Raw genomic sequence first — 24,879 nt, 5'->3', positions numbered from 1 at the left:
AGGATTTAAAGCTTTCCGCATGAAAAATCCCCTCAAGTTAGACAATGCCTTAGACTTCTTATCGAGGTCAAAGGTACTGTAAACTTTGAGGGGATTTATTCGTGTTATATGTTAAGATTTCATTTGGCTTCCGCAGGACTCGCGCACAACAAGTACTGGCTCCACAACAAATGAACCGCCACCTGACTGATTGTTAATCAAGTCATAGAGCATATGGGCAGCGAGGATACCAAGTCGTTGTTTGTTCTGACGGATGGTAGACAGTCTTGGTGTAGTATATTTGCAGGCTTCGATGTCATCACAGCCGATGATGGCGATGTCCTCAGGGACACGGAGGTCATGTTCTTTTAATGCACGGATGGCTCCTAAAGCCAGCAAATCAGAGGCAGCAAAAATGGCCTTTGGTAAACTGCCACTTTGTATTAATTGTTGCATAGCATCATAACCGCTGGGCTCAAAGAAATCGTCGCCATGTACAAACCAACGCCGGTTCAAGGGGAGACCGAAACTTTCGATAGCTTTGGTATATCCTGCTTCTCGTAGATTAGAAATTTCTGAATCCGCGGCACTTCCTATAAAACCAAGCTCCCTATAACCCAGAAGGTAAAAATGCTCCACGACCTTAGAGGATATTTGGAAGTTATCTGACATAACAAAGCCTGATTTCTTCCCTTTTAGTTCGAGATCTACCCCGATACAAGGAATACTGCTCATATCCAGATCGTGGATCGTCGGCTCCATCTTCTGTCCGGATATAATGACACAGCCATCTACATTAAAATGAACAGCACGCGCGAAGTAATCTCCGCTGCTAATAAATTTTTCGTTGGAAAAGAATATGAGATCGTATCCTAGTACACCCATTTGTTTCTTGAAGGAATTTAATACCTCAACGAAAAAAGGATGCGTAAATTCTACATTAAGCTCACCAGCGAAAATCACACCGATCAGATTCGATTTCTTGGTTGCAAGTGTTTTGGCGGAGTTGGATGGTGAATATCCTGTTTGCTCGATGATCTCCAGGACTCGTTGTTTGGTCTTTTCCGAAACATCGCTGTAATTATTCATAATTTTCGAAACAGTCGAGACAGAAACGCCTGCCATTTCGGCAATCATTTTGATATTCATATGTAGTATAAGCCACCCTCCGCTTAATAGTTGGAATATGGGGGAAAGACTGTAGTAGAGCGGTTATTTATGAGTTTTTTTGAATGGAATGAAGAGTAAAACAGTTATTTTAAGTCTATTCTTATTGCCGAAACAAGTCAAACGGATATTTTAATACTGAGATATATTCCGAAAAAATAATGTAAAAAAATTCAAATTATATCTTTACAAATATGGAAATCTAAGCAACAATAACATTGTCGAAACCGATTTCGATTCTTCGCTTGAATTACGAATATTACGAAATTCGAGGAGTGATGTTTAGGATGAAGAGGAATTTCACGGCAGCATTAGCTGCTATGCTCCTTGTCACCGGGCTGCTATCACCGGTTGGGAGCATGACTGCTTCAGCGGCAGAGGCATTAAGGGCAAACTCACCTGATTCAGCGGCAACGAAAGTGGGAAGTACAGCAATCGATGTGTTGAAAGCGTTTACGGATGTATCTCCAAGCCATTGGGCTGCAGGTCCATTACAGCGTTGGAGCGCAAATGGGATTATAAGTGGATATGACGATGGGTCGTTTCGACCGGGTAAGGAAGTCACAAAGGCAGAGTTCGCGGCTATTATGAATCGTATATTTAATTATCAGGAGCAATCGGATAAGCTTCCAGCGGATGTGCTGGCTACAGACTGGTATAAGAGTGATATTGCCAAAGGGATTACAGCTGGATATTTAAGCAGTGATAAGAATAACAATATTTATCCTTCACATGCGCTTTCGCGTGCTGAGGCGGCACTATCCTTGGAGAAAGTGTTTCGTTTCAATACGGACAAAAGTAGCACAGCAGCATTCACTGATTTGAACGGAGTCAGTGATGAAACTGCGAAAGCGATAGCAGCGCTATCTAGTGCTGGCTTTATTAAAGGTTATCCTGGAGGTTTGTTTAAGCCTGAGGGCGGAATTACACGTGCAGAGCTTGCTCAGCTTGCTGATCGAATGGTTTCGGGACTCATCTTAAAATCTGGAGAGACTTCGCTTGGAACAGTAAAGGGCAATGTAATCATTAATCATGCCGATGTGGTTCTTAAAGATACTGTCATCCAAGGCAATCTTTATTTAACGGAGGGGATTGCCGAAGGGAATGCGAAGCTTGAAGGTGTAAAGGTAACAGGAGCTACGTTTGTACGAGGTGGCGGCGAGCAGAGTATTGGTTTACACAATACTTCTCTTGGACCGCTCCAAGTAGCCAAGCCTAATGACAAGGTGCGAATTTATGCCAGCGGGTCAACAACTGTGGGTACTGTGCAGCTGCAATCCGGAGCTATCTTGGAAGAGAGCAGCGATCTTACGGGGGCAGGCTTTGGAGATCTTGTAATAAACGCTGTCCCTCACAATATCGTACTTCGCGGGGGATTTGCCACGGTTCGCTCGGGAGACTCAGCAGTCAGCGGTTCTTTGCTAAGAATCTCAGGAACTGTTGCCAGTCTTACGGTGGGCAGTTCAACGCAATTGACTCTGGAGAACAATGCACAGGTGGCCGCTTTAATCCTGACTGCGAGTGCTGGAGGCACTGCGATTCAAGGCAGCGGAAGCGTAACCTCAATAGATAACAAGGCCGATGGAGTAACGATTGGCGGTTCGCCAGTGAAAAAAGGAAACACTGGTAAAACGACGCTGCCAGTAGCAACTTCAAGCAGTTCTGGTAATGGAGGTCCAGCACCAAATAACGATCCATGGACGCTGGTTTGGGGAGATGAATTCAATGAAGGGACCATTGATCCTACGAAATGGACCTATGACCTTGGAGACGGCTCACAATTTAACAATCCAGGTTGGGGCAACAACGAGAAGCAATGGTATACAAGTGATGAGAAGAACGCAAAGGTACAGGATGGTAATCTAGTGATTACCGCACGTAAAGAAGCAGTAAGTGGCAAGGAGTACACTTCTTCGCGACTTAAAACGAAAGGCTTGTTCAGCAAGAAATATGGTAAATTTGAGATTCGGGCAAAAGCACCTACCGGAAAAGGATACTGGCCGGCGATTTGGATGCTGCCGGAGAACTACGAATACGGGACTTGGGCTTCCTCTGGAGAGCTTGATATTATGGAGGGTTGGGGCAGCCGTCCTAATACGGTAGCAGGCACTATTCATTACGGCGGCGAATGGCCTAACAATGTGTACTCTGGTAAAGAGTATGTATTCCCGGAAGGCTCCACGATAGAACAATTCCATACGTACTCCATTGAGTGGGAACCGGGAGAAATTCGCTGGTATGTAGATGGTGAGCTGTTCTTGACCAAAAATGACTGGTACAGCATCAGCAATGGCCAGCCTGCGAATAATGCTTATCCAGCACCGTTCAATCAGGAGTTCCACCTGCTGTTAAATCTGGCTGTTGGCGGCAACTTTGATGGTGATCCAACATCAGAAACCGTGTTTCCAAAATCAATGCAGGTTGATTATGTCAGAGTCTATGAACTGACAGGCCGTGAGTATCGTGAGCCGGTGCCAATAACACTGGACAAGGAACCTTACTTGGAAGGCTCAAAGCTAGCACTTCCTGACGGCAACCTTGTCTATAACAACAACTTCACGGAGCAGGTTCCAGGAGATGATGGGATGGGCATACCGAATACTTCACACTGGGTTTTGTTTAAAGAACCTGGTGCTGATGCTACAGTCTCCACGGTACCGATAGGGGGACAAAACTTCGTAAAGGTAAATATCAATAATGCTGGAGGAAATGCCTACTCCGTACAACCTCAAGCAATCGTATCCGTTGCTAAAGGCAGATTCTATAAGCTCAGCTTTGATGCGAAAACTGACGTATCACGTAATATTAGCGTTAAATTAACGGGGGGAGAATCACGTGGCTTTGCCGCTTATTCTCCAGCGCTTAAGGCAGAGCTGACTTCTGAAATGACTCATTACGAAACAATGTTTCAGATGAAGGAAAACTCTGATATTGCAGCACGAATAGAGTTCAACATGGGTACTAACGCTTCACCCGTTTGGTTAGGGAATGTTCGTCTGGAAGAAGTAGATAGTATTCCTTTTGATCATGATGGTGTGAAGACACCGCTCGGTAGCGGTAATCATCTGTACAATGGTACTTTTGATCTTGGAGAGGTAAATCGGATGAGCTATTGGCACGTAGAAACAGTCAATGGTGCAACGGCTAATGCTAATGTAAATGACAAAGGCAAGCTGAAACTACAGATTGGCGGTAGTGAAAGTGGTGAAGTTCGATTGCTTCAGAAGGGAATCCAGCTCATACAAGGTCAAGATTATGAACTTACTTTTAATGCTGGTGTATCCTCCGCTCGTACAGCCACAGTTCAGCTACTTGGAAAAGACGGCAGCGTACATGCGCAGCAATCGGTTAGCTTAGATCAAGGTGAACAAGAAATTAAAGCTGTCTTCACTAATCTTGCAGGTACAACAGACCATGAGGGACAATTCGTATTACTTCTGAATGGTGCTGCGGATACAGTCATCTTGGATAACTTCAAATTGCTGCGCACGAGCTTTTATTATGATCCATCGCTTGTCTACTACCCGCTGGTGAATGGGGATTTCAACGCCGGATTTAATGCCTGGGACCGGCTATTGACAGAACAGGGTGGACAGAGCAATGCTACCGCGGCAGAGGGTACAGCGAAATTTAACATTACGAATACGGGTAGTCAGCCATACTCCGTGATGTTATTTCAAAATAATTTGAAAGCTGCCAGTGGAATAGATTATGTGCTAGAGTTTGACGCCAGCTCAACTGTAGCCCGGAAAATCCAAGTGAATGTTGAGAATGCGTCTTATCAGGCTTCGTTTTCAAAAATTGTAGATCTTACAGCAGCAACGAATCATTACAGATTCGAATTCCGTCAAGGCAGCAAGGACACCCTGTCTCTAAAATTTCTGCTTGGTAAAGTGGAGGGTGTTAGTATTGCCCAAAGCCATGATATTATCATCGATAATGTGAAATTTGAAATTAAGAATGCACCTGCCAAACCTCAGGAATTAAGTAGCGACAGTACGAATAATAGAGTGTCGCAGCCGATTGAGCTAACCTTCATAGACCATGAGGATTGGAGAAAGAAAATTGTTGCAGTGAAGGTTAATGGTGTAACTCTTGAACCTGAACAATACACCATCGAGCCTGGGAAAATCACCATCGATGCAGCAGTATTTCCAGACGAGGGCAGCTATCCAATCACTGTAGAAGCTGACCATTACGCAAATGGATTTGTGCTTCAGACAATACTTGCTAACGATAACAATCTAGTCATAAATGGCTCGTTCGGCAGTGGGAAGACGGGTTGGTCTACATGGTCTGGAGAAGGTGGTGTTTCTGCTTTTGATGTGAAGGATGGCGTGGCAGAAATCTTGATTACGTCGGCAGGATGGGAGGCGTGGCATACACAATTTTACCAAGAGGGTATCCCACTGGAAGGAGGAAAAACGTATGAGGTGAGCTTTAAGGCGAAATCAACGGTTCCGCGGCAGATCATCCTAGAATACTCCAAAACTTCTGCAGCTTCCGTTCAGGCTAAGTTTGATATTACTGCCGATTGGGCCACTTATACAGCACAATTCACGGTATCGAACAGCAATCCGTTGCAGCTGAATTATCTGATCGGCAAAACGCTGGGCGCTGATCCTGCGGCTAACACTACGCCCCACACGATTTCTTTTGACGATATAGTGGTACGGGAGGTACAAGGTGGTCCGCCGGTGACGCCGCCAAGCGGCAAGCTGGACAATGGAAACTTTGGTGTGGATTCCAAAGGGTGGAGCCAGTATTTTGATGGAACTGGATCTGCTACTGTAAAAGAAGGGGAATTTGCAATAGACCTGACAGGCACAGGGCAAGCTGCCTATAGCGCACAAGTGGATTACGAAAATCTGAAGCTTGTTCAGGGAAAGACGTACACCTTGAAGTTTAAGGCCCGTTCTAGTGTAAACCGCAATATTCAGGTAGCTGTGGAGCATAAAGGCGGGGACTACACTAAATATATGGAAGCGGAGCTTATAGCTCTGACTCAGAACATGAAAGAATTCAGCTATACATTTACCATGAACGGTTCGACAGACGCAGGGGCTCATCTGGTATTTTTACTTGGGCTTATTGACGGGAACAGTTCGGAGACGAATAGTGAAATTAGTGCGGGCAGCACGATTTATTTGGATGATGTAAGCTTAATCGAAGGTTAAACGAAAAAAAACGGCAGTGTTTTCCTTTTTACAGGAGCACTGTCGTTTTTTTGCATGGAATTAAGATTCTTCTTTAGGGATAAATTCGAAGATCTTACCATTCTCAAAGGATTCAATTAATTTTAGCAACCAGCGGTAGTAATTAATGGATTCGGTAATCTTCTCTTCATCTGTATTTAAGAGCTGCATAAGTTTACTATCGTCACTATATTCTTTTTTCATATCGCTAATTTCTGCAAGTGATTTCGCTAGTGAGATCATATTTCCTTCAACGGCTTTTCTCCATTTAATAGAGAAGTAATCACTGAAGTTCTGATGCCAGTCAGGCACAGTGGTAAACAGGTCTTTGCGAGTCCCTCTCCCCCAAACTTTGTCGATCATTTTCAGATCTAGGAGGGTACGGACTCCCGTACTCATGGACGTCTTACTCATTCCCATTGTTTTGCTTAGTTCATCTAGTGTCACTGGACCTTGATTAAAATACATATAACCGTATAAATGCCCAATAGATAAAGTTATGCCGTATAGGTCCATATTTTTACCGATAGAGTCTATCACACGTTCACGTGTCTTACTAATCTTCTCTATTTGTTCGGGTGTTAACCCTTCTAAATCGTTCATGATGTCCCTCCTGAGGAATAGGTCGATAGACTGCTGCAACCTTATACAATGTATTGTAATCAAATCCCCCTCCATAAGTAAAGAAATCATGAAGAAAGGAATTTGGTGTAAAACAGAGTATGCTATACGTAAAGTACGTAAAGTTAAAACTGTACACTAAATTTTATCCGAATATGGTGTTTGCATGAATTTTCAATAGTCCGGTACACTACTATAAGTGAACTAAACCCGGATATATCTTCGGGAGAAGGAGGACAGCATGGCTATTATAGAGGTGAAAAAGCTAACCAAAGTATTCGGTCATGATGCGGGACGGGCGATTCCATTATTAGAGCAAGGGTGGTCGAAGGAAAAGATCGCTCAGGAATTGAAGTTGACGGTCGGAGTCAACAAAGCCGAATTCAGCATTGAAGAAGGAGAAATATTCGTAATTATGGGGTTGTCCGGCAGCGGTAAGTCAACGTTGGTTCGTTTGTTGAACCGTTTGATTGAGCCTACAGGGGGACAAGTTCTTTTTAAAGGAAAAGACGTCGTTAAAATGAACCCGGAGGAGCTGCGTCAATTTCGGCGCAAGAACATCGGCATGGTGTTTCAGAAGTTCGCATTGTTTCCACATCGGACGGTACTGGAGAATGCGGAATACGGACTTGAGGTTCAGGGCGTAGATAAAAAGAAGAGAACTGAACGGGCCATGGAGGCATTGCATTTAGTTGGTCTGAAGGGCTGGGAGAATCATCGCCCGGATCAACTTAGCGGAGGAATGCAGCAACGTGTGGGACTAGCTAGAGGACTGGCTAATGACCCTGATATCCTGCTCATGGATGAAGCATTTAGTGCACTGGATCCGCTTATTCGAAAAGACATGCAGCAGGAGCTGTTGGAATTGCAGTCCAGAGTGAAGAAGACGATTGTATTCATCACTCATGATCTAGACGAAGCTTTGCGGATTGGTGATCGGATTGCACTGATGAAGGACGGAGTTATCGTTCAGATTGGTACACCGGAAGAGATTCTCATCCAACCTGCCAATAAATATGTAGAGCGTTTCGTGGAGGATGTGGACTTGTCCAAGGTGTTGACTGCAGCGCATGTGATGCGGCAACCGGAAACGGTTAGACCTGAGCGCGGACCTCGTGTAGCACTTCAATTGATGCGAGACAGCGGCATATTCAGCCTGTATGTGGTAGACAAAGAAAATAAGCTCCTGGGAGTTATTACAGCTGAGGATGCGGCACAGGCACTAAAAGATAATAAGTCCATCTTAGAGGTTACGCGGCGGGAGATTCCTCGTGTACATCCAGAAACGCTGCTTAATGATTTCTTTGAGCTAATATCTGAAACACATTTGCCTGTAGCCGTCGTAGATGAAGCGGATAGATTAAAAGGCATTGTGATTAAGGGAGCCGTTCTTTCCGCACTCGCGGGTAACGCGGTACCGGAAGGAGAAGGATCATAATGGACATTCCAAAACTGCCTTTAGGAAAGGCACTCGAGTGGTTGGAAAACTGGCTAACGACGTATTGCGGTCCCTTGTTCGATTTTATCGCTACGATTATTGGCGGGATGGTTTCTGCGATTGAAGGTGCGCTCACGTTCCTGCCTGCATTAGTGCTTATCGTACTTATTGCAGCGTTGTCTTATTGGATTGGGAAATGGCGCATGGCTTTATTTGCGGTAATTGGACTGCTCTTAATCGATAATCTCGGATTATGGGGACCATCGATGCAGTCTTTAGCCCTTGTTCTAACCGCCTCGATATTGGCTGTGTTGATTGGCGTACCGATTGGTATTTTATGTGCGCAGCGGAATGCAGTTAGAAACACAGTTACGCCAATTTTGGACTTTATGCAGACGATGCCGGCGTTTGTGTATTTATTACCAGCGGTATCGTTTTTCTCGCTTGGCGTAGTTCCAGGTGTAATTGCATCGATCATCTTTGCGATCCCACCGACAATTCGTTTAACCAATCTCGGTATTCGTCAGGTTTCAGAGGAGCTAGTAGAAGCAGCGGATGCTTTCGGTTCAACACCTACTCAGAAACTGGTTAAATTGCAGCTGCCGATCGCGCTGCCAACGATTATGGCAGGTGTCAATCAGACGATTATGTTGTCACTCTCGATGGTTGTCATCTCATCTATGATTGGTGCGCAAGGTGTAGGTGCTTATGTATACCGTGCGGTATCGCAGGCTAAGACAGGAGATGGGTTCGAGGCGGGGATTGCTATCGTTATTATAGCTATTCTACTCGACCGCTTAACGCAAAACGCACTAAAACCAAAACAGAGATAGGGGTTTTGAATAAATATGAAGAAAAAAAATATAGGTATATTCCTGTTAGTGGTCATGATGATCACTGTTATTGCTGGATGTTCATCCACTAGTAAAGAGAAGGTAAAACTGGCTTATGTGGCATGGGATTCAGAAATCGCAAGTACTTATGTAGTGAAAGAAGTACTTGAAACTAAGCTTGGAGCTACTGTTGAAATGCTGCAGGTGGATGCTGGCCCAATGTGGGCAGGGGTTGCTGACGGTAGTGCGGATGCGATGGTTGCTGCTTGGCTACCAAGCACACATGCAGCATATTTAGAGAAGTATGGTTCGAAAATCGAAGATTTAGGTGCTAATTTGAACGGCACTAAAGTGGGTTTGGCTGTTCCGGCGTACATGGATATCAATTCTATTGAAGACTTGAAGAACAGTGAGCTGGCAGGTAAACTGAACAATCGAATTATTGGGATTGAGCCGGGTGCGGGTATTATGACGACAACTGAAAAGGCCATAGCGGAATATGGTCTTAGTGATTACACGCTCCTAGAAAGTTCATCTGCAGCGATGGCTCAGGAGCTACAAAAAGCCTATGACAATAACGAGCCTATTGTTGTAACGGGTTGGACACCACACTGGATGTTCGCCAATATGGATCTGAAATATCTGGAAGATCCAAAAGGCGTATATGGTGCGGATGAGCAAATTCATACGATGGTTCGCCAAGGTCTGAAAGATGACATGCCGAATGTCTATAAGTTCTTGGATCAATTCGAGTGGACTGCTGAAGATATGGCAAAAGTAATGGTTGAGGTACAAGGCGGAAAGTCACCAGAGGAAGCTGCTAAGACTTGGGTGGAGAACAACCCAGATAAAGTGAATGCATGGATTCAAGGTGTGGAATTGTAAGTAGATAGAATTCTGTGGTATGATGTGAAGAATCAATGGATTACAAAAGTGTAACTTGTACGCTAACCACTGTTCTTTACAAATGCACTTCATAAGCAAACTCATTCAATAAAACACCCCGGAAGGGGTGTTTTTCTTGAGAATATAAGGAAAGTAATATATATATTTTTCTTATATTTTAATGCTTACACTTATGCTTTAGCGAAGTAAATCAGGAGGCAGCTGCTGCAAGGAGTCAAGAGAGGAGACTGCTTCATGACAGAGACCATAAATACCTGGATAGATTGGCTGTTGCAAACACTTGGCCTTAGTGGACCCTCTATTTTATTTGTGACGGTTCCGTTGGCGCTTTTGCAGAGTATATTAGGATTCTTTCCATTCGTAATTTTGATTGTCCTCCATGTGTCTGTCTTTAACGTTGTTGGAGGCATGTTAATCAGTTGGCTGGCTTGTAACTTAGGTGGTATACTGATGTACTTCCTTATTCGGCGTTACCTGTACAATTGGTTTGATCGAAAATGGAGATCTAAGCTGAAACGTTATGACAAATGGCAACGGTACTTGGATCGTTATGGAATCTGGACTTTGGTGCTTCTACGTACGATTCCCATTATTCCGAACAATGTGATCAATTTTATGTCGGCTGTTTCACCGATTAAAGCATCATCTTTTATTTGGGGAACAGTGCTTGGAAATCTGTCTTACATTTGGCTATTCGGTACGATTGGATCAAGCTTAATTGTCCCTAGGGAAGAATGGAACGGTTATCTTACTTGGTATGCCGTGTTTATCGCTGTTCTAATCGGTATCTTTGTACGGCGGCACTGGGATCATCTGCAGGAAGATAAGCGGAGTAGAATGCACTAATTTTATATGTTCAATTTATCTTCAAATGAACGAAGAACGTTTCTTTGGCATTGTCCGCCGGAGGGAACGTTCTTCTTTTTTGTCTTCTTTCCGAATACCTTAAACTAAGTGGAGGTGGCTTGACCTCTACGTAAGGTGGGAGGGACTATCGCAATGGGGAGATTAAGAAAATGGGGGAACCGAGGGCTAAGATTACCTGATCTAGGTCAGCTTCGGCTGCCAAAAATAAATGGGGGCGGGGCGCCGAGGTTCTCTGGAAGAAGCTCCGCGTTCAAGTCAAAACCTAGTAGGGCAGCGGCAAGACCACAGAGTTCACGCTTTGAAGCTAAACGAAGTAGAAGTCATATGAGATCGTCCAGTAGGTCAGAGAGAAAGATGACCGTTTCTGGTGGAAACACGCGTAAGCCAAGAAGCCGGCGCAAATTTTGGTTGATTGCATCCTTGGTATTGATTGTGCTTGTACTACAAGCACTGCGATACGTGGAACTGCACATGAAGCCACCTATCTTGCATTTAGCGCAAATTCGTGTGAAGCAAATCGCAACAGAGTCGATAAATAAGGCGATTACTTCACAAGTAGCGAATGGAGGAAATGCGGAGGAACTGATTGATTGGAAGACCGATAAGAACGGGAAAATATCAGGCTTTATGCTGAACTATGCGGAGCATATGCGTATTACTTCGCAAGCGGCAGAGGTAATCCAGACCACGTTGCAGGATTTGCATAATCAGACAGAATATATTCCGCTCGGTCAGGCACTAGGTAGTCCTCTCATCGCCTCTTATGGACCTGATATCCCGATCAAGATTGAACCGCAAGGTGCTGTGAAGGTTGAACTCAGCACTCGCCAGCAAAATGCCGGAATCAATATGATTTTAGTCGAGGTCTATATCCATATTGTTACGGAGGTCGCGGTGGTTATTCCTTTTGATATGGAACCCCAAGTGGTGGATACGGAAATTCCTGTGTCTTATCTGATGGTCGTCGGAGACGTGCCAATGTATTACTACGATAATCAGGGTCAGCCAGTCGGAGCTAATGGCAGCAGTGCCCCGGGAATTGCTATTCCCGCACCCTCTGTAAGCGGAGATAAAAATGGAGTATCAGATCAGAGCACGGATGCCACTGGGAATAGTAAAGAGAATAGCAATCCATCGCCAGCTTCATCCAATTCCTCGAATACGGGTGGAACTCATACAGAAGAAGGCGACAAAGGTGTAAACGCAGGAAATTAAGGGATATCGTGCTTCACGGCTCATAGACTATAGGTAGAGTAGCTTTAAATAAATGGAGTGTGAGTCCTGATGTCACATGAATCGCTGAATGTGGAACGCTTGGCGGGGAGATATGGTTTCCTAGAACGTGCCGGACTTCTCCCCTTGCCTAGTCATGACGGGATTTCTATTGTAGTTGAGCTTAGCCGTATGGAATGTGCCACGGTCTGTTTGCCCTTGCTGCTGCTTCATTCAGGAGCCGATGTGCGTATTATTGCTGTTTCAATGACCCCCGATTTCCCCATGGAGGTATTAGCAGGACAGTTCTCACCGGAGGAGCCAGTGATCTTCCTACCCTATGAGAAGGAGGAGTATATGCCTAACCTAGCTCTGGCCCATATCGAGACCGATTTTGCTGTTCTGGTTGAAGATTCGATAATGGTATCTCCGGGCTGGTTAAGTGAGTTACTGTGGACTCACTTTGATGATGCTTCTGTTAGAGTCATTGCTCCGCGTTCTTCTACCGAGAGGGGGGAAGGGAAGAAACGGCTTCACTTTGGTACTCATCATGAATTTGCCGAGCATGTAAGCTACAGTCTTGGGCGGTATCAAGGAGAATGGCGCGAGATGGAAGTGCTAACCGGATCTTGTCTTCTATTCACTAAGGAATTGATTCAGCGAATTGGCGGCTTTGACACTTCGCTTCAAGCGCGGCATCTCATGATAGCTGACTGGTGTCTTAGAGCGCGGCAGATTGGAGCGAAACTGGCTCTGAGTGAAGCTGTGTATGTTCATGCTATTCAGTCACTGGATAGATACCTGAGAAATAAGGACGAATCTAAACAGACGGATGGCTGGCAGACATACTACAAGAAATGGGCACTTGAAAGCGGGGGAGAGAACGAAGGACATTTAGTACCGCCTGCTGAATCCTTAAAAATTCCTCAGCCGGTTATACCATTGGGCAGGCTACCCTTAGCTTCTCCTTTGGTAACGGCCATAGTGTATGGTGATGAAGCTTGGGATTTTGATGAGCTGAAGGAGCAATGGATAGCTGCACGGGAGCAGCAGAGCTACAAGCATATTCGCTGGATTTGGATCAGAGACACTTTGGTGGACGCTGCTCCTGAGTTTCCGGCTAGTGAACATGATGTAGTGATTACAGTTCGCGGTGAGGACGCATGGCTACGGGCATTAAAGAACGCAGCTGCATTATATGAGAGTGAGATCATTCTGTATTTGTCCACTTCTATCCATTATGAGAAACGTTATATTGAGCGGGTGGTGAAGGCCATAACCCAAGGCTCCGCTGATCTGATCGTAAGTTTATCGACTGAAATGGAGGAAGCTGGGGTTCATTTGCTTGCAGGGGGAGATTCGGCGCTCACTCTACCACTTGAACGTGTTGCTTACAAAGGAGGGATTGTGCCAGGGATGATTAGCAATAGGAAGTTTACTTCCCGTCAATTGCTGCTTCACCCTAATGCCTCTCTGGTAACAGGCTATATTGGGGATTTGTCCGATTCCAAGGAGGCACACCCATGAAATATCTAATTCTAAGCGGAGGTTCTTGGGAGGATTACGAATATAAAAGATTGCTAGAGCTTCTTCCCGACCGGGAAGAGGTCTGCTTTGTTGGACGGATGACTCTTGAGCAGCAGACTAATAGCCAGATCCGGGCAGTTGCAGCTGTAAATATTTATTCTCTGAACATGAAGCATTACACGATTCTTGTCTCTTCTCCTTATTGGCTTTCAGAGGTTCTCTCCTTGCAGGCAGCCTATGTAGTGGCCCTTCTAGAACGTTGTCCGGAAGAAGAAAATAAGTGGTTATGGGAAAAATACAGCGGTTTGCTAGGCGCAAAGGCCGACCTTGCAGCCACCCGATCCGAGCGAATATATCTAGAGCAGAGCCTACGCAGGGAAGGTGTAATCTATCTCGGCGGGGATCAACAGGAATCCTACGGAGTTACCTTTCAGGGAGATCGGCTGTATTTTCTCACGGATTATGAGGTGCTGTGGAGGAAGGCCATAGTGAACTTGTGGCAGGATTCATCTATGTCATCTGCTGATTGGATTACTATGCAGCTTGAGTTGCGGGCGGACTATTACATTTCCATGTGTGCTAAGTTACCCAGTCAACCTGTTGTACATTACTTGGCAGCTTCCTATCTCTACTTGTTGGGGGATGCCGCAGCTAACCGTTATCTGGCGCAGTCCTTTGAGCTCATGGTGTTATATGAATATTTAGATTGTCTTCATTCGCATTTCCGTTTTTTTTCGGCTATAGAGGGTAAGACGGGGGATTTGGAAACAGCCGTTCAACAGTACACGATTACTGCGTTTACTGCTGAGGAGAAGCTGGAGGCGGAAAGGCTGCTGGGCTGGCTTCACTCTGGGCAGTACGAACTTGTTCGAGCAGAGCTGTTCCGCTTGAATGAGGATGAGGCTGCGGCAATACGGATTTTAAGCTCGCTTCCTACCTCAGAGGCAAAGCTGTTATTGATTCGAAATTATATTCGGACCTTCCAATGGGAAAAAGCACTAGAGCTTCAGCAAGAATTAGAGGGAAGTGTTGATGGGGTTATAGATGGCACAATACACTTGCTACATGGCAGAAGACATGAGGCTATACGCAGCTTCTTGAATGCGGCAGGGAAAGACAATCAGGCATGGCCGCTGTTATCAGAGATGGCGGATCTAGAAGAGGCTATAAGACGATTGAAAAGGAGAGTGGAGGGATGAGTCATAGATGGCCTCTCCGCAAAACAGCAGGTAACCGCTTGACGGCTATGATGCAGGTTCGAAATGAAGCAGGCAGATATCTGGAGCAGGTGCTTGAAGAACTAAGCGAGTTCGTGGATGATATTGTGATTGTAGATGATGGAAGTACAGATAATACAGCACAGCTTTGTCGTTCTTTTGCCAAGGTTACGAAGCTTGTGACACTGGAGACCTCCTTATTTAATCGTGAGTGGCAGTTAAGGCAGACGTTATGGAATTTAGCAGTATCTACGAATCCGGATTGGCTCCTGTCTGTGGACGCTGATGAATTCTATGAAGAGGCAGCCAAACGGGAGATGAGACGGCTGATTGATCAGGATGTGTATGACTGGGTATCTTTCCGGCTATTTGATTTCTGGGGGGGCACCACCCATTATCGTGAAGATGAACATTGGAATATCCATACGAAGCATACTCGTACACTTGTCCGATATTTGCCGAATTTTCATTACTTTTTCCCTAAAATGGATCATCATGTGCCTAGGCTCCCGCTTTCCTACTCTGTATTGCCGGGCTTTCTTGCCGAATTACGTGTGAAGCATTATGGGTGGGCTGTTTCGCCGGAAGAGCTTCATCGTAAATATTCGCGTTATCTGGAGCTTGATCCAGAAGGGCGTTGGGGGAGTCTGGAGCAATACCAGTCCATTCTAGATGAGCAGCCCCATTTGGTTGAATGGAAGGAAGAGCTCTGAAATCCGAATCTGCCAGTTGATTAAATCTGACTGGCAGATCTGACAAGGAGCCCCCATGGGATTTGACCTGTAGTTATTCCATGGGGATAAGCTTTTGCCGCGAGTATGAGCTTGTAGTAGGAGAGACCCACTGCAGCGGTAGTTCCCCCGATCTTGCGCAAAGCCATTTCATCTAATAGGGCGATCTTTGGCGTTTCCCCACAGGAGCAAGCTATTGCCATGTATAATAGCCATTCGGCGCAGTCCGTCGAGGTATTATATTGAGGGTTTTGACTAACGTAGATGGAGCACCACTGTTTCTTTACGGGGATAGGAGCTTCAAGCAATCCATAGTATAGGGGCTGCGGCAGCTTGCACCATTGAAAGGAAGAACTGCCTGATTGTCGATAAAGCGTTAATACACTATCCCAAGCGCCGACCTGAAGCAGCAATTGTATAGCATAGCTCAGTTCAGGAAGAGAGGGCTTAATGCCAGAAAGACCTGTTAAAAAATGATGAATCGATAACATCTCCGGTCTGTATGGCAATATGGAGACAAGCCACTGCATGGCTGATTCAGTATCTCCAGCACGGCAAGACAAGGCCCAGAGATAACCGAGTATAGATGAACGTTCGGATAGGACAGATGGATCGTGAAGCAGCTGTTCCAGCGGTGCGAGTGTGTGATAGCCGTCTTGCTGTTGTGTACATACAAGGTAAGTTTGCACAATGGTTTGAACGGCAAGCGGTAGCTGTGAAGCAATAGAGAGCGTGTTCAACCATTCAAAGTCACGAGCATTGAGCGCTGCAGGCACAAGGTAACCTAAGGTAATCGGTGATAGGGCATGAATATGACAGCGGGTCAATGCGATCAAACTTAACCGCTCTCCAGAGAGCAGACTTAGCGGGACAAGCTGTTTCCACGCATCCGTATAATTTGGTTTGAATTGTATAGCGGCCTCGTAGTGTTTCCGCGCGTTTAAATATAGAAATAACTTCTCGCACACTCTGCCTGCCAGTAGTTCTGTTCGATATGTTCCGCTTCCCGAAGAAGAAGGATATCGATATGCTGTATCTCCGCTCTTCAGGGCTTGCTGCAGGAAGTGTCTAGCTTTACCGAGCTGATTTTGTTCGAGTAACAAAGCGGCATAGCCTTCTAATAAATCAGTGAAGCCGGGAAACAATAAGCTCCCCGCATGAAAGATCTCTTCAGATTCCTGCTGCCTGTTACATCGTTGTAACGCATAGGCAGTCTTTAGATAAATATCGGAGGCATACCCGGATTGGGTCGGAACATCAGCAAGCAATGGGAGAAGTACATCTGCCGCTGCATGATATTGTTCCTGTTGATAATACTCTGCCCCTAGTGCATAACGAAGAATTAGATGGTTCGGTTGAAGCTGCAGACCACTGTTGATGAGAGCTAAATTACGCTGGTATTTTTTTTTGCGCTGTAATTCATCCTCTAAATAACCATAGTGATAAATATGCAATTCAGCAAAAGCTATCTCCCCCTCAGAAAGCTCCCAAATGCTGCTAGCTGTTTCCTCATGAATGATTCCACGAAAGATGATTCTTTTATCGTTTCTGAACAAGCGACAGACATGATCGGTAACAAAATCCGCTTCAGGGGCATCACCGATATAGTGGATAATGGGCAGCCAATAACCGTGAATATGCGCTGCGCCCAGCAGGTGCTGGAGCTGCTCCTTGTTCCAATGACCTACAGCCTCATCTGCATCAAGTACCAGAATCCAGGGGGAAGTTGCATGCTTCAGACTTAGATTTCGTGCTTTCGAAAAATCATTCTCCCAAGGCATATCGATAAGCTTTGCACCAAACTTAAGCGCGATGTCTTTGCTATTATCCTCAGACCCGGTATCCACGATGATAATTTCGGACACGATCCCTTGCACAGAGGACAGGCATTTCTCCAGATAGTTCGCCTCATTCTTAACGATCATACAAAGTGTAATATCGGGGGTGGTCATGGGAAACATCCCTCCTATTCTGAAACTTTGGGAAACGGAAGAGCGAGGCGTACTCTTTTGACCGCTGGAGAGTAGATAGCTGAAGAGGACAGTGAAGCAAGCAGACGATCCGCTGACAAAATCTGTGAACGTCCCTGTTGAGAAGCTTGAGTAAAGGCCGCTTCTTTAGCTATGGGTTGCTCCATGGTATTTATCAGCTGTGCGGCTGCTTCGTTACATCCCTCACTCTGTAACAATTCTAGGAGAATCCTGTTCTTAGTCAGTGTGTAATCTGTTAGATGAGCGTGGAACCAACCATAGATCTCACTGTCGCGACCTGCACACTTCATGGCTCTCAGCAGCCGTGCAATGACGGGAGTCGGTTCGGGATGAAGCTGTGCGGTTTTGGTGTAACAAGCAATGGCTTCGGTCTCATCACCCATCTCTTCACATAATTGACCCAGCATATAATAGGTTAAATATGAACCGAATCCAGCCTCAGTATGGTAGCCGGGAGGAGCAGCTCCGATGACCAGCGCTTGTAGCAACGCTACTTTGGCTTCTGCAAAGGCACCTAATTGTAAGAGTAGAGCCCCTTTGATATGAGCTAAGTCTGGATAATCTGGATGTGCGTTAATTCCACGATCACAGGCTGCAAGTGCCCCAGGGTAATCTTTTAATTCTGCAAGCGAGCGAATTTCATATTTGTGCAGCAGGTGGATGTAACTTGTATCAGGCGGTGCCTCTTCTAGTGCTTGTTGGATATGTTTTAGAGCAGGTTGATACTCTCCAAGACGCATATACTCCACGGCCATATTAAAATGGTGAAAAGGATCCTTAGGATTTAGCCTTAGCTGTTCTTGTAGCAGCTCGACATTTCGTTTGATTTTATCCTTTTTGACCACTACCCCTTCTGCGTAACCATAATGATGGATGATTATGGTGGTCAAATGCATCGGTGCCTGGGGGGTAGCTGTTATGATGGCCTCAGCAATCTGTTCGTGGATGATCCCGCTAAAACGGTACTTAGGGCGATTACGGAACATCCGAATAATCGGGTTGACGGTGATCGTCTGTGAAGCGGCGGTTAGCCCTTTATGATTATGAATGCGTAGAAAAAACGCTTCGTACTCCATATGCTCAGCGCAAAGCAGCAGTTCTCCTTTGCTCTCCTCACTCAGTTCCTCATCTCCGTCTAGAACGAGAATCCATTGTCCATGGGCCTGCTGAAGACCTGCGTTGCGGGCAGCGGCAAAGTCGCCGCTCCAAGGGTGGTGTATGACGTTAGCACCGAAGCTAAGAGCAATTTGAACGGTAGAGTCGGTGGATCCGGTATCGACTACAATGATCTCATCAACGACTCCGCGTACGCTTTTTAAACATTGACTCAAGTGGTCTCCTTCGTTCTTAACGATCATACATAAGGAAATTAACGGCTTTTTTCTTGAACGGTTCATAAGGATGACCTCCCTTCGCACTGACGGAAGCTCCACTTTGTGTGCCAAGGTGTACGATTCAGCAAGGAAATGGATTTACGAATAGCTCTGATATCTTCCTGCAACGGGCCATGAACAGGGGGATCGTTTAAGCTTTGTAGAGCATCCTCCATACTCAGCTTCGCTTGCTGAAGGTAACAGAGGGATAAGCCGATCCTTGCGGATTCATGCTCAGGCTCTTGTTCCAGTGCTTGCTGAAACCATTCACTGGCTTCGGAATAATGCCCTTTGTCAAAGATCATCTCACCAATATAAAAAAGCACGCTTGCATCGGCGGTCTTATCACGAACAAGTACAATAAATTCCTCTCCTGCGGCCTGCCAATTCCCTTCTTTATATAATGCTGTGGCAAATTCAGATCGATAAGCAGGGAACAGGTCTACTAAAGTATGACTAAGTGTGAGCTGATGCAGCTTTACGGATTGCCCGATGAGGTCTGAAAGGAGTGAGGCATATAAGTGATCTACCTCTATTTCTATTGGACATGCCTCTTGTTGTCGTTGGCATCGTGCAATGTATTCCAGTCCAGAACGAAGTTCACCTGATGTATGAATGAGCAGGTCGTTTTTGAATTCCCCAAATTGCTCCCATTGGCAAATGGCCCAAAGGGTATACCACTGCTTTTGATACTCTGAACTATGGTTACCTTGGGAAGCAAGTGAGATCATCTGTCTTATAGCCGTACATGCTTCTTCCAGTTTACCGGTGATGATGAGTGAAGAGATGATCCCTTTTGCAGTATCCAATTCCAATGGAAAAACATCTCGGGATAAGGTGCTAATAGTCTCATAAGCATTTATCTGATATAAACTGTCGATGATCGCGGATCTACTGGTTGGAGTTGTTGGCGGGACGAGTTGGATCAGTAATGTGGCTATTTCCTCATCGGGTACAGCTAGGTGTTGAAAAGCAGCAGCTATCCCCTGCAAGGCGGGCGTATATAAAGCATGGTGTTGAAGTGCACGATGAAAAAACCTCGCAGCATCTTCCTGAAGTCCAAGCCGCTGTGAAATTAAACCCATATGGTATAGCGGACGAAAGGTGCTCATTCCTTGCTCACATACATATTTTTCGCTAAGTCCCTCATGTTCAGGAATGGACTCTGCACGTTGATAGGCTAATAGCGCACGCTCCAAAAGTCCCTGGCGCTCCAAAGATTGACCTAACAAAAAATGCAGATCAGGATAGTCGTCATAACGCTCCAGTTCCACCATGAGTAAGGGATCAATCGCATTTGTTTTTCCTTGAGCATGATAAATTTTACAGAGATCTCTAATCATCGTAGGTCGATAGAAGGCTTCAAGTTCTACATGCTGGAGCGTTTGACGAAGCAAGGTCTCCGCTTCCTGAAGTTGACCGTCCTGGCAGTAGTTTACTGACAAATTGTAGGAGTGGAATGGGTCTGCTGGATATTCGGATAAAGCTAATTGCAGCAGGTGCCTATTTCGGTTGATTTTATCTTTTCGTGCCATGATTTCAGGCAAATATCCAAAATGAATAATTTCAAGCTGACTGTGTTCAATCGCTGAGAGGTTATGTTTGCTTAGGATTGAAGTATCAATGCCCTCATGAATTCTTCCACTATAACGATAACCCTGTCCATTTCGGAATAAGCGAACAGCACTGTGCTTTACCTTATCTTCGGGTAGTACGCCTACCCAACTATCAATGTTTACTGTAAAAGCCTGAGCTTGTGTGTTCTGCAGGAGGCTGCGAAGTTCTGTAAGTGGGTTTCGCAGGCACTCATCGGCATCTAGGACTAGAATCCAATTCGTTGAGGCATGAACGAGCCCTTCATTACGAGCTGCAGCAAAATCATCTGTCCAATCGCGTTGGAAGACTCTAGCCCCGTGTGCTTCGGCTATAGCTATGGATTCGTCGGTAGAACCCGTATCGATCATCACAATTTCGTCAACACCAGCTACGCTTGCGAGACAGTGGGGCAGGAGATCAGCTTCATCTTTTACGATGAGGTGGACGCCAAGCGTAATATTATTCACGGTTGTTCCTCCTTGGAAGGCATTATGTGTTTGTTGCACATATGTAGATCTGCTGTAATATAAACGATTTTCGGCGTCCTTATAGTCAAAGAAAAAGTACATGGATATCCATGTACTTTTTCTTGTTACAACATATGATGGTCATCTGGATTACGTGCCCTGAGCATTGAAACTTACATTGATCGTGGATGCAGAGCCTGAATTCGCTGATTGGTAGGATAGGCGGGTATATTTCAGGAATCTGGCTGGTACTATGACATCGACAGAACCTGCTGCTAAAGGATTATCTCCCGTTGTATCGACGAAATAATTTGTTCCATCCGCACTGATTTCTACACGTGTGTTGACTGGATTTGCCCCAGTATTATTGATGAAGAAGGAATACGTTCCTAGCACACTCGTAGTAACAGCTGGCAAAGGCGTATAGGTATTAGCAGTCGTAATGCCTGTAGTCGACTGTTCAATAAAGCTGCGTTGTGAAATAGAGGTGACACTACTTAGTGTACCGGCAGTAATCGTAGCGCCAAGCACGCTGGTGATGGTACCGTTGAGGATGTTGGTAACTGTACCTGCGGAGGACAAAGTACCCGCAGTGATCGTAGCGCCGAGCACGCTAGTAATAGTCCCGTTAAGGATGTTGGTAACTGTACCTGCGGAGGACAAAGTACCCGCAGTGATTGTAGCACCAAGCACACTGGTGATGGTACCGTTAAGGATGTTGGTAACTGTACCTGCGGAGGATAAAGTACCCGCAGTGATCGTAGCGCCGAGCACGCTAGTAATAGTCCCGTTAAGGATGTTGGTAACTGTACCTGCGGAGGACAAAGTACCCGCAGTGATCGTAGCGCCGAGCACGCTAGTAATAGTCCCGTTAAGGATGTTGGTAACTGTACCTGCGGAGGACAAAGTACCCGCAGTGATTGTAGCACCAAGCACACTGGTGATTGTACCCGCAGTGATTGTAGCGCCGAGTACACTGGTGATGGTGCCTTCGAGAATGTTAGTAATTGTACCTGCGGAGGATAAAGTACCCGCAGTAATTGTAGCACCAAGTACACTGGTGATGGTGCCTTCGAGAATGTTAGTAATTGTACCTGCGGAGGATAAAGTACCCGCAGTAATTGTAGCACCAAGTACACTGGTGATGGTGCCTTCGAGAATGTTAGTAATTGTACCTGCGGAGGACAAAGTACCCGCAGTGATTGTAGCACCAAGCACACTGGTGATGGTACCGTTGAGGATGTTGGTAACTGTACCTGCGGAGGATAACGTACCTGCCGTTATGGTCGCCCCAAGCACGTTAGTAATAGTGCCCTCAAGGATGTTAGTAATTGTACCTGCGGAGGATAAAGTACCCGCAGTAATCGTAGCGCCGAGCACGCTGGTGATAGTGCCGTTTAAGATGTTTGTAACTGTACCTGCGGATGATAACGTACCTGCTGTTATGGTCGCCCCAAGCACACTAGTGATTGTACCCGCAGTGATTGTAGCGCCAAGCACGTTAGTAATAGTGCCCTCAAGGATGTTAGTAATTGTACCTGCGGAGGACAAAGTACCCGCAGTGATCGTAGCCCCAAGCACGCTAGTAATAGTCCCGTTAAGGATGTTAGTAACTGTACCTGCGGAGGACAAAGTACCCGCAGTGATTGTGGCCCCAAGCACGCTAGTAATAGTCCCGTTAAGGATGTTGGTAACTGTACCTGCGGAGGACAAAGTACCCGCGGTGATCGTAGCGCCAAGCACGCTGGAAATCGTACCATCTAAGATAATCGTTGTTAGATTTCCGCTTGGATCTGTAGTGAGCGGATGATCAATCAGCGAAGCATCCCGTCCGAATATAAGCGTTCGTAGATTATCAGGATTCGCTTGAAAAGAGCTATAGTTAGGCAAAGTTCCTCGTCCCTTCCTTGTAAATGATTAAGTTATACCTAAAGACTGGGCTTGGACGTATACACACAATATTGCTTGCCAATACCCTTTGAATGTAGCGTGGAGGCGGAGATTCGAGTTATTACTTTTAGAATCGGTTCAGCACTAGCACTCTCATTTTTTTTGAAGCCGCAGTCTCTGCTAAATCTATAAAACAATCAAAACGATTCGGGCGGTTCTTCAGACCGACACTAGCAGGGTGATCTCCCTGATTCTTAACTGCATAAGAGATCATCGTTTTAGTTCCGTCTTTTTCTATTTTATTTTGCTGCACTTTTTAAGCTCCGGGCTGTTATGGACTTCATTTCACCTCCAATGGGTATCCTGGAACTCTATCCATAAAAAGGCCCAAACCGTCGTTTGAACCTTGAGCCTAAAAAACGCAGCCTAATAAGCCGCAAACCGATAGGGACAATCCTTAGCCATTCGAATGGTGTGATATTAATATATGGTGGGAAATAGGGGGTGATTGGGCTGGAAAAGCAAAAAAACGCACATTCCCACAACCTGTTACAGAGAGCGGCATAAAATGAGAGTAAGCTTAAGTACGGGGAGGATATCTCATGCCGAACGACTCAGTATTCAATCAGAGCAGCCAGCCGCTTTTTACAGAACAAGTCAACACGTATGTCGCACCTGGTATAGATTCAGCTCCTGAGGGGGGAGCAGCTAAAGCAGGGTTATTGTTTGGAATCCCATTTACTTCTACGGTAACAACGGCTGCGCCGTTAGTTATTCAGATTAGTAATCCGGGAGGAAGCGGACGCACATTGTATGTATCACGTGTTACTGCTAGCTCAGCGACGGCGGCTGTTACTTTATCACTACTTCGGAACGCTACGGTCACCGGAACTACCGTCACGCCGATTAATTATAATTTTGGCAGTGCGTTAACTAGTGTTATGACTGCTAGAACCTCAGCTGCTGCGCCTACTGGAAGTCCGGCCACGCTAGTATCTCTATTGCTCGCGGTCGGTCCGGTCATTATTGATTTTACAGGACAAATTGTTGTTCCTCCCGGAAATTCCATCACTACTTCCATAACGATTGCATCGGGGTCTTCAGCAGCGACGACATCTATCAGCTGGTGGGAATATTAGAAACAGGAGGGGATAATTATGCCTAATCAATTTGTATTTAATGACAACGATCAACCTCTTTTTGTAGATATGGTGAATACCTTCCAATCTCCAGACATTAGCGCACCGCCTGAAATAAGCGCTTCGCAGGCTGCCGTCTTGTATTCTACCAACGCCTCCGCTTCAAGCTTGGTCGTGCTTAGTCTTATTTCTGCAATCACCTCTATTCGGATTAGTAATGCTGTCGGCAGTGGGAAAACTGTTTATATCTCACGTATAAGCGGCAGTATCGGCGGTTCTTCTCTGCTATCGGCAATGTCGGGAAGCTTTACAATTGTAAAAGGTGGGACGGTAACTTCCCCTACAACCTTGACGCCAACGAATAATAATTTGGGCAGCGTAGCCACGAGTGCGATGACCGTTCAGTCTTCCACGGCAGCTATTAGCGGGGGGACGACGCTTTTCAATTATCAATTGGCACCGGGGGCGTTTACACAGAACTTTACGGGCAGCATCATTGTTCCACCGGGGACTGCTATTTGTGCTAACGTAACCTCATCCAGCTCCGCTGTAGGTTTAACGATTACCTCAGTACTGGGTCTTCTTTGGTGGGAACAATAGAGTTCTTGCTTTGAGCCTTTGACAGAGCTGAACCTTGACATCACTAGGTTAAGGTTTTACATAAATATATGGAATGTATAGAAAATTAAGGGGATTGGCATTATACAATAAAACTGTAATTCAGATTGGA

Annotated in this window: 18 protein-coding genes; 11 read left to right on the top strand and 7 right to left on the bottom strand. The window is 45.6% G+C overall.

Annotated features, from left to right (window positions below):
* Positions 1 to 111 precede the first annotated feature (111 nt).
* Positions 112 to 1,128 carry a LacI family DNA-binding transcriptional regulator gene (locus ACN6MV_RS26655; protein ID WP_042130946.1) on the bottom strand — a complete coding sequence of 339 codons (1,017 nt, stop codon included), beginning with the start codon at positions 1,126 to 1,128 and terminating at the stop codon, positions 112 to 114.
* A 305-nt stretch (positions 1,129 to 1,433) separates the two neighbouring features.
* On the opposite strand from ACN6MV_RS26655, the gene ACN6MV_RS26650 reads away from it, so the two are divergent.
* Positions 1,434 to 6,323, top strand: a complete 4,890-nt coding sequence (locus tag ACN6MV_RS26650) for a carbohydrate binding domain-containing protein (RefSeq protein ID WP_419885223.1) — start codon at positions 1,434 to 1,436, stop codon at positions 6,321 to 6,323.
* Between the two features lie 60 nt (positions 6,324 to 6,383).
* Here ACN6MV_RS26650 and ACN6MV_RS26645 read toward each other — a convergent pair whose 3' ends face one another.
* Positions 6,384 to 6,944 carry a GbsR/MarR family transcriptional regulator gene (locus ACN6MV_RS26645; protein ID WP_042130945.1) on the bottom strand — a complete coding sequence of 187 codons (561 nt, stop codon included), beginning with the start codon at positions 6,942 to 6,944 and terminating at the stop codon, positions 6,384 to 6,386.
* 259 nt (positions 6,945 to 7,203) lie between these two features.
* On the opposite strand from ACN6MV_RS26645, the gene ACN6MV_RS26640 reads away from it, so the two are divergent.
* The 8 genes from ACN6MV_RS26640 (at position 7,204) to ACN6MV_RS26605 (ending at position 15,675) form a co-directional block, all read left to right on the top strand.
* Positions 7,204 to 8,400: a quaternary amine ABC transporter ATP-binding protein gene (locus ACN6MV_RS26640; RefSeq protein WP_042130944.1), complete on the top strand. Its 1,197-nt coding sequence runs from the start codon at positions 7,204 to 7,206 to the stop codon at positions 8,398 to 8,400.
* Positions 8,400 to 9,233 carry an ABC transporter permease gene (locus tag ACN6MV_RS26635; protein WP_042130943.1) on the top strand — a complete coding sequence of 278 codons (834 nt, stop codon included), beginning with the start codon at positions 8,400 to 8,402 and terminating at the stop codon, positions 9,231 to 9,233. Before ACN6MV_RS26640 ends, ACN6MV_RS26635 begins: the two co-directional genes overlap by 1 nt.
* 15 nt (positions 9,234 to 9,248) lie before the next feature.
* A complete protein-coding gene (locus tag ACN6MV_RS26630) occupies positions 9,249 to 10,118 on the top strand; it encodes a glycine betaine ABC transporter substrate-binding protein (protein WP_042130942.1) in 870 nt (289 codons plus the stop codon).
* A 255-nt stretch (positions 10,119 to 10,373) separates the two neighbouring features.
* The gene (locus tag ACN6MV_RS26625) at positions 10,374 to 10,985 is read left to right on the top strand and encodes a TVP38/TMEM64 family protein (RefSeq protein WP_042130941.1); all 612 of its coding nucleotides are present in this window, start codon (positions 10,374 to 10,376) and stop codon (positions 10,983 to 10,985) included.
* A 153-nt stretch (positions 10,986 to 11,138) separates the two neighbouring features.
* Entirely contained in the window at positions 11,139 to 12,221 is a 1,083-nt protein-coding gene (gene yunB / locus ACN6MV_RS26620) for a sporulation protein YunB (protein WP_419885222.1), read from the top strand.
* Positions 12,222 to 12,290: 69 nt separating this feature from the next.
* Complete coding sequence (locus ACN6MV_RS26615; RefSeq protein WP_042130939.1) at positions 12,291 to 13,745, top strand: glycosyltransferase family 2 protein; 1,455 nt, start codon at positions 12,291 to 12,293, stop codon at positions 13,743 to 13,745.
* Entirely contained in the window at positions 13,742 to 14,944 is a 1,203-nt protein-coding gene (locus tag ACN6MV_RS26610) for a hypothetical protein (protein ID WP_419885221.1), read from the top strand. The genes ACN6MV_RS26615 and ACN6MV_RS26610 overlap by 4 nt, the downstream gene beginning before the upstream one ends.
* Positions 14,941 to 15,675, top strand: a complete 735-nt coding sequence (locus tag ACN6MV_RS26605; RefSeq protein ID WP_042130937.1) for a glycosyltransferase — start codon at positions 14,941 to 14,943, stop codon at positions 15,673 to 15,675. The genes ACN6MV_RS26610 and ACN6MV_RS26605 overlap by 4 nt, the downstream gene beginning before the upstream one ends.
* 20 nt (positions 15,676 to 15,695) lie before the next feature.
* Here ACN6MV_RS26605 and ACN6MV_RS26600 read toward each other — a convergent pair whose 3' ends face one another.
* From ACN6MV_RS26600 to ACN6MV_RS26580, 5 genes are all read right to left on the bottom strand, one after another.
* A complete protein-coding gene (locus tag ACN6MV_RS26600; RefSeq protein ID WP_419885220.1) occupies positions 15,696 to 17,645 on the bottom strand; it encodes a glycosyltransferase in 1,950 nt (649 codons plus the stop codon).
* Positions 17,646 to 17,659: 14 nt separating this feature from the next.
* Entirely contained in the window at positions 17,660 to 19,081 is a 1,422-nt protein-coding gene (locus ACN6MV_RS26595; protein ID WP_042130936.1) for a glycosyltransferase, read from the bottom strand.
* Positions 19,078 to 21,120, bottom strand: a complete 2,043-nt coding sequence (locus ACN6MV_RS26590) for a glycosyltransferase (protein WP_419885219.1) — start codon at positions 21,118 to 21,120, stop codon at positions 19,078 to 19,080. Before ACN6MV_RS26590 ends, ACN6MV_RS26595 begins: the two co-directional genes overlap by 4 nt.
* A gap of 150 nt (positions 21,121 to 21,270) precedes the next feature.
* A complete protein-coding gene (locus tag ACN6MV_RS26585) occupies positions 21,271 to 23,010 on the bottom strand; it encodes a DUF6385 domain-containing protein (RefSeq protein WP_419885218.1) in 1,740 nt (579 codons plus the stop codon).
* A gap of 127 nt (positions 23,011 to 23,137) precedes the next feature.
* On the bottom strand, positions 23,138 to 23,323 hold the full coding sequence (locus ACN6MV_RS26580; protein ID WP_419885217.1) for a DUF6385 domain-containing protein: 186 nt from the start codon (positions 23,321 to 23,323) through the stop codon (positions 23,138 to 23,140).
* Between the two features lie 289 nt (positions 23,324 to 23,612).
* Between ACN6MV_RS26580 and ACN6MV_RS26575 the strand changes: the two genes are divergently transcribed.
* Together ACN6MV_RS26575 and ACN6MV_RS26570 are read left to right on the top strand one after the other, a co-directional pair.
* The gene (locus tag ACN6MV_RS26575) at positions 23,613 to 24,149 is read left to right on the top strand and encodes a hypothetical protein (RefSeq protein ID WP_375103960.1); all 537 of its coding nucleotides are present in this window, start codon (positions 23,613 to 23,615) and stop codon (positions 24,147 to 24,149) included.
* 18 nt (positions 24,150 to 24,167) lie between these two features.
* Positions 24,168 to 24,749: a hypothetical protein gene (locus ACN6MV_RS26570; RefSeq protein ID WP_042130932.1), complete on the top strand. Its 582-nt coding sequence runs from the start codon at positions 24,168 to 24,170 to the stop codon at positions 24,747 to 24,749.
* The last annotated feature ends 130 nt before the right edge of the window (positions 24,750 to 24,879 follow it).

The organism is Paenibacillus sp. B-A-8 (assembly GCF_048572915.1).
In the GTDB taxonomy this organism is placed as follows: domain Bacteria; phylum Bacillota; class Bacilli; order Paenibacillales; family Paenibacillaceae; genus Paenibacillus_AQ.
This window is presented reverse-complemented; position numbering and strand designations above follow the sequence as displayed.